This is a genomic window from Klebsiella sp. 141251 (assembly GCF_050600725.1).
GTDB lineage: Bacteria > Pseudomonadota > Gammaproteobacteria > Enterobacterales > Enterobacteriaceae > Klebsiella > Klebsiella aerogenes.
Genome location: NZ_JAQIRG010000006.1, coordinates 324597 through 338766 on the forward strand (window position 1 = coordinate 324597; position 14170 = coordinate 338766).

Sequence of the window (14170 nt, forward strand, 5' to 3'; positions counted from 1 at the left end):
CGATGTCAGGCCGCCTGTTAGATGCCGTACCGCTCAACTCGCTGACCGGCGTTGGCGCCGCACAGAGCAACAAACTGGCGAAAATCGGTCTGCATACGGTTCAGGACCTGCTACTACACCTGCCGCTACGCTATGAAGACCGGACTCACCTGTACCAAATCGGCGAACTGCTGCCGGGCGTCTACGCAACCGTAGAGGGTGAAGTGCTCAACAGCAATATCACCTTCGGCGGCCGCCGGATGATGACCTGTCAGATCAGCGACGGCTCCGGCATCCTGACCATGCGTTTTTTTAACTTCAATGCGGCGATGAAAAACAGCCTGGCGACCGGTCGTCGTGTGCTGGCCTACGGCGAAGCTAAACGCGGCAAGTTCGGCGCCGAGATGATCCACCCGGAATATCGCGTGCAGGGCGATATGAGCACCCCGGAGCTGCAGGAAACCCTGACTCCGGTCTACCCGACCACTGAAGGCATTAAGCAGGCGACGCTGCGCAAACTCACCGATCAGGCGCTTGAGCTGCTGGAAACCTGCGCGATTAGCGAACTGCTGCCGCCGGAGCTGGCGCAGGGGATGATGAGTCTGCCGGAGGCGCTGCGTACGCTGCACCGCCCGCCGCCGTCGCTACAGCTCAGCGAGCTGGAGAGCGGTAAACATCCGGCACAGCAGCGTCTTATCCTGGAAGAGTTGCTGGCGCATAATCTCAGCATGCTGGCGCTCCGCGCCGGTGCCCAGCGCTACCATGCGCTGCCGCTCAGCGCCAACGACACGCTGAAAACCCAGCTTCTGGCTTCTCTACCCTTTAAACCAACGGGCGCGCAGGCGCGCGTCACCGCGGAGATCGAGCGCGATATGGCGCTGGACGTGCCGATGATGCGCCTGGTGCAGGGCGACGTCGGATCCGGTAAAACGCTGGTCGCCGCGCTGGCCGCCCTGCGCGCTATCGCCCATGGCAAACAGGTGGCGCTGATGGCGCCTACCGAACTGCTGGCCGAGCAGCATGCCAATAATTTCCGCAGCTGGTTCGCGCCGCTGGGCATTGAAGTCGGCTGGCTGGCTGGCAAACAGAAAGGCAAAGCGCGCCAGGCGCAGCAGGAAGCCATTGCCAACGGCGAAGTGCAGATGATTGTCGGCACCCACGCCATTTTCCAGGAGCAGGTGCAGTTTAACGGCCTGGCGCTGGTGATTATCGACGAACAGCATCGCTTTGGCGTTCATCAACGCCTGGCGCTGTGGGAAAAGGGCCAGCAGCAGGGCTTCCACCCGCATCAGTTGATCATGACCGCTACACCGATTCCGCGCACCCTGGCGATGACCGCCTATGCCGATCTCGATACCTCGGTTATCGACGAGCTGCCGCCGGGCCGTACCCCGGTCACTACCGTCGCTATCCCGGACACCCGCCGCAGCGACATTATCGACCGCGTGCGCAACGCCTGCACCCAGGAAGGTCGCCAGGCCTATTGGGTCTGTACGCTGATTGAAGAGTCCGATCTGCTGGAAGCCCAGGCGGCGGAAGCCACCTGGGAAGAGCTCAAGCTGGCACTGCCGGAACTTAACATCGGTCTCGTTCACGGGCGAATGAAACCAGCGGAGAAACAGGCCGTGATGCAGGCCTTCAAGCAGGGCGAGATGCACCTGCTGGTCGCCACCACGGTGATTGAAGTCGGCGTCGACGTCCCTAACTCAAGCCTGATGATTATCGAAAACCCGGAGCGTCTGGGTCTGGCGCAGCTGCACCAGCTACGCGGGCGCGTCGGGCGCGGCGCCGTCGCCTCCCACTGCGTGCTACTTTATAAATCGCCGCTTTCCAAAACGGCGCAGAAGCGCCTGCAGGTGCTGCGCGACAGCAACGACGGTTTCGTCATCGCCCAGAAAGACCTTGAAATCCGCGGCCCCGGCGAGCTTCTCGGCACCCGCCAGACCGGCAACGCCGAGTTTAAAGTGGCGGACTTGCTGCGCGATCAGGCCATGATCCCCGATGTTCAGCGCATTGCTCGTCATATTCACGAACGCTATCCGCTGCAGGCGCAGGCGCTGATTGAGCGCTGGATGCCGGAAACCGAACGCTATTCCAACGCGTAGCGCGTCCTTTTTGCCGCGCTACGGGCAACTTTTCTACACAATGAGTGGATTATGAAACGAGAACTGGCCATCGAATTTTCGCGTGTCACCGAAGCCGCCGCGCTGGCGGGCTATAAATGGCTGGGCCGCGGCGATAAAAATACCGCCGACGGCGCAGCGGTTAACGCCATGCGCATTATGCTTAACCTCGTCAATATCGACGGCACCATCGTCATCGGCGAGGGCGAAATCGATGAAGCGCCGATGCTCTATATCGGCGAAAAAGTGGGTACCGGCAAAGGCGACGCGGTAGATATCGCCGTCGACCCAATTGAAGGCACCCGCATGACGGCAATGGGCCAGGCCAACGCGCTGGCGGTGATGGCGGTCGGCGATAAAGGCTGCTTCCTCAATGCGCCGGATATGTATATGGAAAAGCTGATTGTCGGCCCCGGCGCTAAAGGCGCTATCGATCTCAATCTGCCGCTGGAAGATAATTTGCGCAACATCGCCCGCGCGTTGAATAAACCGCTCGCTGAACTGACCGTCACCGTGCTGGCGAAACCCCGCCACGACGCGGTCATTGCGCAACTGCAGCAGTTGGGCGTGCGCGTGTTCGCGATCCCCGATGGCGACGTGGCGGCCTCTATCCTTACCTGCATGCCGGATAGCGAAGTCGACGTGCTGTACGGCATCGGCGGCGCGCCGGAAGGCGTGGTTTCGGCGGCGGTGATCCGCGCGCTGGACGGCGATATGCAGGGCCGCCTGCTGGCTCGTCACCACGTGAAGGGCGACAGCGAAGAGAACCGCCGTATCGGTGAAAACGAACTGGCGCGCTGCAAAACCATGGGCATCGAAGCGGGCAAAGTGCTGCGTCTTGATGAAATGGCGCGCAGCGATAACGTCATCTTCTCCGCCACCGGGATTACCAAAGGCGATCTACTGGACGGCATTACCCGCAAGGGCAATATGGCGACTACTGAAACGCTGCTGATCCGCGGTAAATCGCGGACTATCCGCCGTATTCAGTCGATTCATTACCTCGACCGAAAAGACCCGGACGTCCAGCAACACATCCTGTAAAACATTTGATCAATCGAGCTTTCCAGCCTTTTCGGGCTGGAAATCTTCTCCCGTCGCGGTGAAGATAGACTGACGAGATTGAAAGGAGAGACGCAATGGCAAACTGGGTTACAGGTAAAGTTGTAAAAGTGCAAAACTGGACCGATGCACTGTTTAGCCTCACCATTCACGCGCCCGTTGAGCCGTTCACCGCAGGGCAGTTTGCTAAACTGGGTCTGGATGTTGACGGCGATCGCGTGCAGCGCGCCTACTCCTACGTCAACGCCCCCAGCAATCCCGATCTTGAGTTCTACCTGGTCACCGTTCCGGAGGGTAAACTCAGCCCGCGACTGGCCGCGCTGAAACCCGGCGACGACGTTCAGATTGTCAGCGAAGCCGCCGGTTTCTTCGTGCTGGAAGAGGTGCCGGACTGCAACACGTTGTGGATGCTCGCCACCGGTACGGCGATCGGCCCCTATCTGTCGATTCTGGAAGAAGGGAAAGACCTGGATCGCTTCAAGAACCTGGTGCTGGTGCATGCGGCGCGCTATGCCGCCGACCTCAGCTATTTACCGCAAATGCGCGAGCTGGAGCAGCGCTATGCCGGCAAATTACGTATCCAGACCGTGGTCAGCCGCGAGACAGCGGAAGGTTCGCTGACGGGCCGGGTGCCGTTCCTGATTGAAACCGGCGCGCTGGAAGAGGCGGTCGGCCTGCCGATGACCGCCGATACCAGCCACGTGATGCTGTGCGGCAACCCGCAGATGGTGCGTGATACCCAGCAGTTGCTGAAAGAGACCCGGCAGATGACCAAACATCTGCGTCGCCGACCGGGCCATATGACGGCAGAGCACTACTGGTAATCAGACGACCGCTTTCCAGCGGACATCCTGCGTCTCTTTGCCAAACTTATTTTCGCCCTGGGTGCCGACGAACGCGCCCAGGTCGATCAACATCATGACGATAATCAGCGTCGGTACAAAGCGCCCGACGCCCCACTGCCAAACCTGCGGCAACATCGCCCAGTTGCCCGCCAGCAGCATCCACGCCAGAATCATCAGCAGCGCCCAGAGGCCGGATCTCCCGCGATCGTGCAGACGCTTCACCACTACCGCCGCCGTCGGCCAGAGCAGGCAGACGAGAATAAACGCCGCGGTCTGCAAACTCAGCAAATTGCTGCCCGCGAGAGTAAACAGCGCGCTCATGGTCAACACCCAGATAACGATCCAAATCCAGAAATCCCGGCGGCCAATACGGCCTTTAATTGAGAATAACCACTGCTGTAGGGTCATGTTTTATTCCTTATCATCATCATTCGCGTAGTTTACCCTGAAGGCGTCACTTTTTGACAAGCGTGACGGTTCCCGTTTTAATCGTCGGCAGGCAAAAAAAGGAAAGATGGGCATGAAGAAGTGGGCAATCTTAAGTTTGATTGGGCTGACAGCGTTATCTGTCGGCCCGATGGCGTTGTCCGCAGAAACGGAATCCGCCGCCACCGCCCCCTATCTTTTACCCAGCGCGCCGATTTTTGATGTCAGCATCAGCGAGTTCCGCGAGAAATTTAATGCCGATAATCCGAAACTGCCGCTTAACGAGTTTCGTTCTATCGCCTCCAGCCGCGATAAAGCCAACCTGACCCGCGCCGCCACCAAGATTAACGAGAATCTGTATGCCTCTACCGCGCTGGAGCGCGGCACGCTGAAGATTAAATCAATGCAGATAACCTGGCTGCCGATTCAGGGGCCGGAGCAAAAAGCGGCGAAAGCGAAAGCGCAGGAATATATGAGCGCCATTCTTCGCGCCTTTGTGCCGACCCTAAGCCCACTGCAGAGCCAGCAAAAGCTGCAAAAACTGCTGACCGCCGGCAAAGGCAAACGCTACTACACCGAAACCGAAGGCGCGGTGCGCTATGTAGTGGCAGATCACGGGGAAAAGGGGCTAACTTTCGCCATTGAACCGATTAAGCTGGCGCTATCTGAAACGCTGGAAGACAACAATAAATGACAAAAAGCAAAGCCTTTCCAGTGACGAGTCTCTATACTGTTTCACAGACCATGCTGCCCTCTGGGGCGGCTATATTCCTTAATTCGCTTAGTAGCGTGGAGAATTAAAATGCGACATCCTTTAGTGATGGGTAACTGGAAACTGAACGGCAGCCGCCACATGGTAAACGAACTGGTTGCTAACCTGCGTACTGAACTGGCCGGCGTAAGCGGCTGTGCAGTGGCAATCGCGCCGCCGGAAATGTATCTCGACCTGGCTAAGCGTGCGGCAGAAGGCAGCCACATTCACCTGGGCGCGCAGAACGTTGACGTGAACCTGTCCGGCGCATTCACCGGTGAAACCTCCGCCGAAATGCTGAAAGATATCGGCGCGCAGTACATCATCATCGGCCACTCCGAACGCCGTACCTACCACAAAGAATCTGACGAACTGATCGCGAAGAAATTCGCTGTACTGAAAGAGCAGGGCCTGACGCCGGTTCTGTGCATCGGTGAAACCGAAGCGGAAAACGAAGCGGGCAAAACTGAAGAAGTTTGCGCGCGTCAGATCGACGCGGTTCTGAAAACTCAGGGCGCAGCCGCTTTTGAAGGCGTGGTTATCGCGTACGAACCAGTATGGGCTATCGGTACCGGTAAATCCGCTACCCCAGCGCAGGCTCAGGCGGTACACAAATTCATCCGTGACCACATTGCTAAAGCTGACGCTAAAATCGCTGAGCAGGTCATCATCCAGTACGGCGGTTCCGTTAACGCCGGCAACGCCGCAGAGCTGTTCACCCAGCCGGACATCGACGGCGCGCTGGTTGGCGGCGCATCCCTGAAAGCAGACGCTTTCGCGGTGATCGTTAAAGCTGCAGAAGCGGCGAAAAAAGCGTAATTCGCTTTCCCGGTGGTGAAACGCCGCCGGGGTTGCTGAAAAATTCGCCAAATGAAAACCCGGCTTAGCGCAGCGCGAGCCGGGTTTTATATTATCGCTACAATTTCCCTAATAGCTGATACCACGCGTAATCCAGCGGCAGCAAAATCAAATAGCTCACCGCCGCCAGCGCCAGACATAGCAACATCCCCGCTCTCGCCGGGACTTTACCTAATCCCATCGCCACCACGATCGGCGACGCCTGGTACGGCAGCAGCGGCGTGGAATAACCCAGCACCTGAATCATAATCACGCTCAGCAGCGGAAAGCCGGTCGCGTCGGCAAAGCTCTGCGCAAAAGTCGTATACAGCGCCGGGACGCCGTTGGCGGTCATAATAAAGTTCAGCGCGCTGGTAATGCCGGTCAGCGCCAGGAAGCTGGTGAACGGATTATCTTTATCCAGCGGCATCACCTGCAGCAGCGCGTTACCCACCGCGCCGCCAATCCCGGTTTGGGTCACGGTAATCGCCAGTCCCAAAATGCCGGCAACATAAATGCAGGTGCGCATATTCACCCCGCTGGCGAACTCCTCGCCGCTGATAAATCCCACTCGCGGCAGCAGCGTGACCACCGCCGCCGCCAGGCCGGTCCACGCCGGGCCGACGCCGTGCCAGCTCTCTGTCACCCATAACGTCAACACCACCGCCAGCAGCCACGCCAGACGCTTTTCGTCGCGGCTCATAGGCGCCAGCGGCGCCAGCTCGCGCGGCGAATGCGGTTTGCCGGGAAACAGCCAGCAGATCAGCGCCACCAGCACCGCCCCTTTCAGCCAGCCAAGTACCGGCGTATGCAGCAGTAAATAGGGAACGTAATTCAGATGGATCCCGTAAGAGCCTTCCGCCGCGCCGCTCATCACCAGATTCGGCACGTTAGCGGGCAAAATGGTCGCAGATAGCTGGAAGGTGCCAAAGCCCACCGCCAGCGCCAGGCCGTACCAGCCGCGCGTGCCGTCGGCTATCCCCGCGCGCCGGGCCATCGCCGCCACGATCGGCATTAACAGCGCGATGCGCCCCATATTTGATGGCATCACGAACGCCAACGCATAACTCAGTAATACCACGCTGCCGACCATCCGCGGCCAGGAGTCGGTGAGCCGCGCCGATAGCGCCTGCGCCGCTCTATCCGCCAGTCCGGTTTTTCGAATGGCGATCCCCAACACAAAGCCGCTGAACACCAGCCAGAACGCCGAGGAAGCAAAACCGCCGAAGATCACCTCCGGCGGAGCGATTTTGGTCATCATCGCCGCCGCGAAGAACAGCAGCGCGGTGATAAATTCCGGTAACAGCGAAGTCGCCCAGAGCACAATGGTGATGCCGACGATCAGCGAAGGGAGGAACAGCGGGTGGGTTAGCCAGAGCGACATGCCTGTCTCCTGTCGTTTTTTTCAGCAAGAATACGACGACAGGAAAGACAGGTAAACGCCAGAACTAGTGGTTTGCGTTAAGAATTGCGCAGCTATGATCCTGAATTTCTTCCGCCGAAGCACGGTTGAGAGTCAGCAGGTTACGCTCTGTCGCCAACAGCACCAGCGAGCCGTCGCTTTGCCGCGCCATCGCTAACGCATAACGCCCCATATGTTCGCGCGCTTCCGGTACCTCTTCCGCCAGCATCAGGAACGGGCTGCGCTGAGCCAGCTCGGTTTCCGTTACCCGACGCGCCAGGTATTCATGGCCCTGCAGACCGCCCGGCAAGGGTAGCCAGCGGCTGCTAATCGTCGCCGCATCATTATCTAACTGCGCACGTACATCGGGACGCAGACAGGAGATATGAATATGGAAGTGGTTTTGCGTGCGCCCGCTGCGCGAGTTAATCGCCAGCGATACCGCGTTATCATCAATTGGCGCGCCGCGGCGCTGGCTCATAATTTCGCGCCCCTGCCAGGCCTGCCAGAAGAAATTCGGCGTTAGCGGATCCAACAGCAGCGGACTTTCGGTACCGTTAATACGGTAGGTCGGCATTAGCAGATATTGCAGCGGGCCGTTGCGATCTTTAAACAATACGTAGCCGCCTTTCAGGTTCACTTCCGCGCACGGCGACGGGTTCTGATGTTGCTGCTGATTGGGTACGCACTGCTGCAGGACAATATGACGTAACGCGTTCGGGTTGCCGGAATGCAGCCAATAGTAGCCGCCGGCCAAAGCCGCCAGAATAACCACCAGCAGCGCCCACAAAAAGTATCTTACTCTTCTCATTATCGTTCCCTGTTAAGCCTGAACCGGAAGAGTAACGTAATTTGATGACTAAATGAAAACAGATGGTGGTCGAGGAGTTATCCCGGGTAGCGGCTGGCGCCTTACCCGGGCTACCAGAGAACTGCAGCCCTGCTAAGCGTAGCGCAAGCAGGGACTCCCGGGTAGCGGCTGTCGCCTTACCCGGGCTACCAGACGGCGCAGAATTGTAGCCCTGCTAAGCGTAGCGCCAGCAGGGACAAGAGGATTAACGCTGGCTAATCTGGTCGAAGGTACCGCCGTTGGAGAAGTGCTCCTTCTGCGCTTTCGTCCAGCCGCCGAACTCCTGATCGATGGTAAACAGCTTCAATTTCGGGAACTCGTTGGCATATTTCTTCGCCACATCAGGATCGCGCGGACGATAGAAATTCTTCGCCGCAATCTCCTGGCCTTCCGGCGAGTAGAGATACTTCAGGTACGCTTCCGCCACCTGACGAGTGCCTTTCTTATCCACCACTTTATCGACGACGGAAACCGTCGGCTCTGCCAGAATGGACTCGCTCGGCGTCACGATTTCAAACTTGTCCTTGCCCAGCTCTTTCGTCGCCAGCAGCGCTTCGTTCTCCCAGGCAATCAGCACGTCGCCGATCCCGCGTTCCACGAAGGTGTTGGTGGAACCACGCGCGCCGGAATCCAGCACTTCCACGTTTTTATACAGCGCCTTCACGAACTCCTGCGCTTTAGCCTGATCGCCGTGATTCTGATGCAGGGCATAGCCCCAGGCCGCCAGATAGTTCCAGCGGGCGCCGCCGGAGCTTTTCGGGTTCGGGGTGATGACCGATACGCCTGGTTTAATCAGGTCGTTCCAGTCATGGATCTGTTTTGGGTTGCCCTTACGGACGAGGAACACGATGGTTGAGGTATACGGCGCGGAGTTATCCGGCAGGCGTTTCAGCCAGTTTTTATCGATACGACCGCGTTCGGCAATGGCGTCTACGTCGTAGGCCAGCGCCAGGGTGACGACATCCGCTTCAATCCCGTTGATAACCGACGTCGCCTGTTTGCCGGAGCCGCCGTGCGACTGACGGATCACCACGTTATCGCCGGTTTCCTGCTTCCAGTGCGCGCTAAACGCTTTATTGTACTGTTCGTACAGCTCGCGCGTCGGATCGTACGAGACGTTCAACAGCTGATAATCTTTTGCCAGCACGCTGGCGGATGCCAGCAACAGAGTTAACCCTACGCCCCACTTATTCATCGCACCGCTCTCTTTATGTGTGTTGTGATGAACTTAGCCTGCCAGAAAGCGAATCAATGATTAAAGAATAAAAAAAGATTGGCTATAACCTGGAGATATAAAGCGGGGGATAGAGAAAACCCCCTCCCGGGCGGGAAGGGGCGGGAAGCGATTAGACTTCTTCCATGCGACCCAGCAGCGCCTGCAGACGATCCTGCCAGCCCTGCTGTTGTTCTCTCAGCTGGCTATTTTCACGCTCCATCTCTTCACGGCCGTGCTGCGCGCTCTGCACTTCCTGCGCCAGCGTGGTGTTCTTTTCTTTCAGCTCTTCGATTTCCATCTGCAACAGAGTGATGGTATCAATCGCCTGCTGAACTTTTGATTCTAATTTCTCAAACACTTCTAATGACATCGTCATACCTCTCCTGATCTTGCAAGGCGTTGATAGAAACTCGTGTTTCGTATACGCGGTCCCGCCTTAACGAATTAGCGCACAATAGCGGTGTTGTCGTCGATTGTATGAATCCCCGCCTCACCTGTCCAGCGACAACCCGCGCAGATTGCGGTTTGCAACACTTTTCAGTCTTTACCTGGTGCGTTCGCGGCAATTGCCCCGAACTTCTCTGGCGATTGTTAATCAATGAGATAACAAAATACGCAGAAAAAGGTGGGTAAATGTGCCGCAACACGCGTTTATGGCGCGAAAACGCTCATTTTCTTGACGAGGGACACAAATTTAAATTTCGATATTTCTCGTTTATGCTCGTTAACGATAAATTAACACTATGCCTACAAGGCACCGTGGTCGTCCGCGACCAACATACTTACAATAATCACTTCGCTTCAGGATCCGATTATGAGCCAGACATCAACATTAAAAGGCCAGTGCATCGCAGAGTTTCTCGGTACCGGGTTGTTGATCTTTTTCGGCGTTGGGTGCGTAGCTGCGCTCAAAGTCGCAGGAGCCAGCTTCGGTCAGTGGGAAATCAGCATCATCTGGGGTCTGGGGGTGGCTATGGCTATCTACCTGACCGCGGGCGTATCCGGTGCACACCTTAATCCGGCAGTCACCATCGCCTTATGGTTATTCGCCTGCTTTGATGGGCGCAAAGTTGTTCCTTTTATTATTTCGCAATTCGCCGGCGCCTTTTGCGCTGCGGCATTAGTTTACGGGCTTTATTACAATCTTTTCTTCGATTTCGAACACACCCACAACATGGTACGCGGCAGCGTGGAAAGCCTTGAGCTCGCCGGTATCTTCTCGACCTACCCTAACCCGCATATCAATTTTGTGCAGGCCTTCGCGGTAGAAATGGTGATTACCGCTATTCTGATGGGCGTGATTTTAGCACTGACCGACGACGGCAACGGCGTGCCGCGCGGCCCGCTGGCGCCGCTGCTGATTGGCCTGCTGATTGCTGTTATCGGCGCCTCCATGGGCCCGCTGACCGGCTTCGCGATGAACCCGGCGCGTGATATCGGACCGAAAGCCTTCGCCTGGCTGGCAGGCTGGGGCAACGTCGCCTTCACCGGCGGCAAAGATATTCCTTATTTCCTGGTGCCGCTGTGCGCACCGGTGGTCGGCGCGGCGCTGGGCGCATTCAGCTACCGCAAATTTATCGGCCGCCATCTGCCTTGCGACACCTGCGTCGAGGAAGAAAAAGAATCCGCTTCTTCCGCGTCGCAACAAAAAGCTTCGCTGTAATCTGACTACGGGACACCAATTATGACCGAGAAAAAATATATCGTTGCGCTCGACCAGGGCACTACCAGCTCCCGCGCCGTCGTGATGGATCACGACGCCAATATCGTCAGCGTATCACAGCGTGAATTCGAACAAATTTATCCGAAGCCAGGCTGGGTTGAGCACGACCCGATGGAGATTTGGGCCTCGCAGAGCTCTACGCTGGTCGAAGTGTTGGCGAAAGCCGACATCAACTCCGACGAAATTGCCGCCATCGGCATCACCAACCAGCGTGAAACCGCCATCGTATGGGAGCGTGAGACCGGCAAGCCTATTTACAACGCTATCGTCTGGCAGTGTCGCCGTACCGCGGATATCTGCGAGCAGCTCAAGCGCGACGGCATGGAAGAGTACATCCGTAAAGCCACCGGCCTGGTGGTGGACCCGTACTTCTCCGGCACCAAAGTGAAGTGGATCCTTGACCACGTCGAAGGCGCCCGCGAGCGCGCCAAGCGCGGCGAGCTGCTGTTCGGTACCGTTGATACCTGGCTTATCTGGAAAATGACCCAGGGGCGCGTGCACGTCACCGACTACACCAACGCCTCGCGTACCATGTTGTTCAACATCCATGAACTGGACTGGGACGACAAAATGCTCGACGCGCTGGATATCCCGCGCGCCATGCTGCCGGAAGTACGTAAGTCTTCTGAAGTGTACGGCCAGACCAACATCGGCGGCAAAGGCGGCACCCGTATTCCTATCTCCGGCATCGCCGGCGACCAGCAGGCGGCGCTGTTTGGCCAGCTGTGCGTGAAAGAAGGGATGGCGAAAAATACCTACGGTACCGGCTGCTTCATGTTGATGAACACCGGTGAAAAGGCGGTGACCTCAACCCACGGCCTGCTGACCACCATCGCCTGCGGCCCGACCGGCGAAGTGAACTACGCGCTGGAAGGCGCGGTGTTTATGGCCGGGGCGTCGATTCAGTGGCTGCGTGATGAAATGAAACTCATCAACGATGCTTTCGATTCTGAATACTTCGCCACTAAGGTGAAGGACACCAACGGCGTGTATGTGGTGCCGGCCTTTACCGGTCTTGGCGCGCCGTACTGGGATCCGTATGCCCGCGGCGCGATTTTCGGCCTGACCCGCGGGGTGAACGCCAACCATATTATCCGCGCCACGCTGGAATCTATCGCCTATCAGACGCGTGACGTTCTGGAAGCGATGCAGGCCGACTCCGGTATTCGTCTGCACGCCCTGCGCGTGGACGGCGGCGCGGTCGCCAACAACTTCCTGATGCAGTTCCAGTCCGATATTCTCGGCACCCGCGTGGAACGCCCGGAAGTGCGTGAAGTCACGGCGCTGGGCGCCGCCTATCTGGCAGGTCTGGCGGTCGGCTTCTGGCAAAACCTCGACGAGCTGCAGGAGAAAGCGGTGATTGAACGTGAATTCCGCCCGGGTATTGAAACCACCGAGCGCAACTATCGTTACAGCGGCTGGAAGAAAGCGGTGAAACGCGCGTTAGCGTGGGAAGAGCACGACGAAGCGTAAGATTGTGGAGGTATTCCCGGCTTGCGGCGTAAACGCCTTAGCCGGGCTACAAAATCCCAAACAGCACGATCTTGTAGCCCGGACAGGTGCGCAGCACCGCCTCCGGGTTTTTTATCAGCCAAATATCGGCAGCAACAGGTACAGCTTAATCACCAGCGCGTTGACGATGTCGATAAAGAACGCCCCCACCATCGGCACCACCAGGAAAGCCATATGCGACGGGCCAAAACGGTCGGTAATCGCCTGCATATTGGCAATCGCCGTCGGCGTCGCGCCAAGCCCGAACCCGCAATGACCGGCTGCCAGCACGGCGGCATCATAGTTCTTGCCCATCATCCGGTAAGTCACAAACACCGCATACAGCGCCATCGCCACCGCCTGCACCGCCAGAATAATAATCATCGGCAGCGCCAGCGACGCCAGTTCCCACAGCTTGAGGCTCATCAGCGCCATCGCGAGGAACAGCGACAGGCTGACGTTGCCCAGTACCGATACCGCGCGGTCAAACACGCGATACAGCCCAGCCAGCGCCAGGCCGTTGCTGAGGATCACGCCGATAAACAGCACGCAGACGAAGGTCGGCAATTCAAACACGGTGCCTGCCAGCAGTTGCGCAACCACCTTCCCTACCGTCAGGCAGATAGCGATTAACGCAATACTTTCAATCAGCACCAGCGAGGTGATCATGCGGCCCATATCCGGCTTCTCAAACGCCGTCGGCGCCAGCTGGTCGTCCGGCGTACCGTCCGGCGAGGAAGAGTGCTTCACCAGATAACGCGCCACCGGCCCGCCGATCAGGCCGCCGAGCACCAGGCCGAAGGTTGCGCAAGCCATGGCGACCTCGGTGGCGTTGGCAAATCCGTAACGCTCAACGAACAATTTACTCCACGCCGCCCCGGTGCCGTGACCGCCGGAAAGCGTAATAGAACCGGCCAGCAGGCCCATCAGCGGATCCAGCCCCAGCAGCTTCGCCATGCCGATACCGAGCGCGTTCTGCAGCAGCAGCAGGCCTACCACCACAATCAGGAAAGTGCCAAGCACTTTGCCGCCCGCCCGTAGGCTGGCAAGGTTAGCGTTAAGGCCGATAGTGGCGAAGAATGCCAGCATCAGCGGGTCCTTCAGGCTCATATCGAAATCAATTTCGATATCCATGCTTTTTTTCAAAACCAGCAGCGCCAGCGCCACCAGCAGGCCGCCGGCGACGGGTTCAGGAATGGTATATTTTTTGAGGAATGGGACGTTCTGAACGAGCTTTCGCCCTAAAAGCAACACCATGGTTGCGGCAACGAGCGTCGATAAGGTATCGAGATGCAACATAAAAAAGAGCTCCTTATGGGCGCATGATTCATTCACACGCGACGGTATTCCTGGTGTCGATTACTTCTCATCTTGAGGAGTCGGAGAGCGATTTTAAGCAGAAGTGCGCAAAAAATGACAGAAAAAGATATTTTGTATTAGCGTTGATGCGATCAAGCATACAAAA

Annotated in this window: 13 protein-coding genes; 7 read left to right on the forward strand and 6 right to left on the reverse strand. The window is 57.7% G+C overall.

Going from position 1 to position 14170, the window contains the following annotated elements:
• Positions 1-2: 2 nt before the first annotated feature.
• The 3 genes from recG to fpr all read left to right on the forward strand — a co-directional run bounded on the left by recG (position 3) and on the right by fpr (position 3988).
• Positions 3-2084, forward strand: a complete 2082-nt coding sequence (gene recG / locus PGR09_RS15950; RefSeq protein ID WP_430916292.1) for an ATP-dependent DNA helicase RecG — start codon at positions 3-5, stop codon at positions 2082-2084.
• A 51-nt stretch (positions 2085-2135) separates the two neighbouring features.
• The gene (gene glpX / locus PGR09_RS15955; RefSeq protein WP_045390580.1) at positions 2136-3146 is read left to right on the forward strand and encodes a class II fructose-bisphosphatase; all 1011 of its coding nucleotides are present in this window, start codon (positions 2136-2138) and stop codon (positions 3144-3146) included.
• A 95-nt stretch (positions 3147-3241) separates the two neighbouring features.
• A complete protein-coding gene (gene fpr, locus PGR09_RS15960) occupies positions 3242-3988 on the forward strand; it encodes a ferredoxin--NADP(+) reductase (protein WP_430916293.1) in 747 nt (248 codons plus the stop codon).
• On the opposite strand, the gene PGR09_RS15965 is transcribed toward fpr, so the two are convergent.
• Positions 3989-4417, reverse strand: a complete 429-nt coding sequence (locus PGR09_RS15965) for a DUF805 domain-containing protein (RefSeq protein WP_430916294.1) — start codon at positions 4415-4417, stop codon at positions 3989-3991.
• 112 nt (positions 4418-4529) lie between these two features.
• On the opposite strand from PGR09_RS15965, the gene PGR09_RS15970 reads away from it, so the two are divergent.
• Together PGR09_RS15970 and tpiA are read left to right on the forward strand one after the other, a co-directional pair.
• Complete coding sequence (locus PGR09_RS15970) at positions 4530-5129, forward strand: DUF1454 family protein (protein WP_015369137.1); 600 nt, start codon at positions 4530-4532, stop codon at positions 5127-5129.
• Between the two features lie 108 nt (positions 5130-5237).
• A complete protein-coding gene (tpiA, locus tag PGR09_RS15975) occupies positions 5238-6005 on the forward strand; it encodes a triose-phosphate isomerase (RefSeq protein ID WP_002922909.1) in 768 nt (255 codons plus the stop codon).
• A 97-nt stretch (positions 6006-6102) separates the two neighbouring features.
• Here tpiA and PGR09_RS15980 read toward each other — a convergent pair whose 3' ends face one another.
• The 4 genes from PGR09_RS15980 to zapB form a co-directional block, all read right to left on the reverse strand.
• Positions 6103-7407: an SLC13 family permease gene (locus tag PGR09_RS15980; RefSeq protein WP_045390574.1), complete on the reverse strand. Its 1305-nt coding sequence runs from the start codon at positions 7405-7407 to the stop codon at positions 6103-6105.
• 64 nt (positions 7408-7471) lie between these two features.
• The gene (locus PGR09_RS15985) at positions 7472-8236 is read right to left on the reverse strand and encodes a CDP-diacylglycerol diphosphatase (protein WP_045390571.1); all 765 of its coding nucleotides are present in this window, start codon (positions 8234-8236) and stop codon (positions 7472-7474) included.
• A 244-nt stretch (positions 8237-8480) separates the two neighbouring features.
• The gene (locus tag PGR09_RS15990; protein ID WP_015369134.1) at positions 8481-9470 is read right to left on the reverse strand and encodes a sulfate ABC transporter substrate-binding protein; all 990 of its coding nucleotides are present in this window, start codon (positions 9468-9470) and stop codon (positions 8481-8483) included.
• Between the two features lie 151 nt (positions 9471-9621).
• Positions 9622-9867: a septal ring assembly protein ZapB gene (gene zapB / locus PGR09_RS15995; protein WP_430916295.1), complete on the reverse strand. Its 246-nt coding sequence runs from the start codon at positions 9865-9867 to the stop codon at positions 9622-9624.
• A gap of 438 nt (positions 9868-10305) precedes the next feature.
• On the opposite strand from zapB, the gene PGR09_RS16000 reads away from it, so the two are divergent.
• A complete protein-coding gene (locus tag PGR09_RS16000; protein ID WP_015369132.1) occupies positions 10306-11154 on the forward strand; it encodes an MIP/aquaporin family protein in 849 nt (282 codons plus the stop codon).
• Between the two features lie 21 nt (positions 11155-11175).
• Positions 11176-12687 carry a glycerol kinase GlpK gene (glpK, locus tag PGR09_RS16005; protein WP_045411423.1) on the forward strand — a complete coding sequence of 504 codons (1512 nt, stop codon included), beginning with the start codon at positions 11176-11178 and terminating at the stop codon, positions 12685-12687.
• A 114-nt stretch (positions 12688-12801) separates the two neighbouring features.
• Here glpK and gltS read toward each other — a convergent pair whose 3' ends face one another.
• Positions 12802-14004, reverse strand: coding sequence for a sodium/glutamate symporter (gltS, locus tag PGR09_RS16010; RefSeq protein ID WP_015703819.1), 1203 nt, complete (start codon positions 14002-14004; stop codon positions 12802-12804).
• Between the last annotated feature and the right edge of the window lie 166 nt (positions 14005-14170).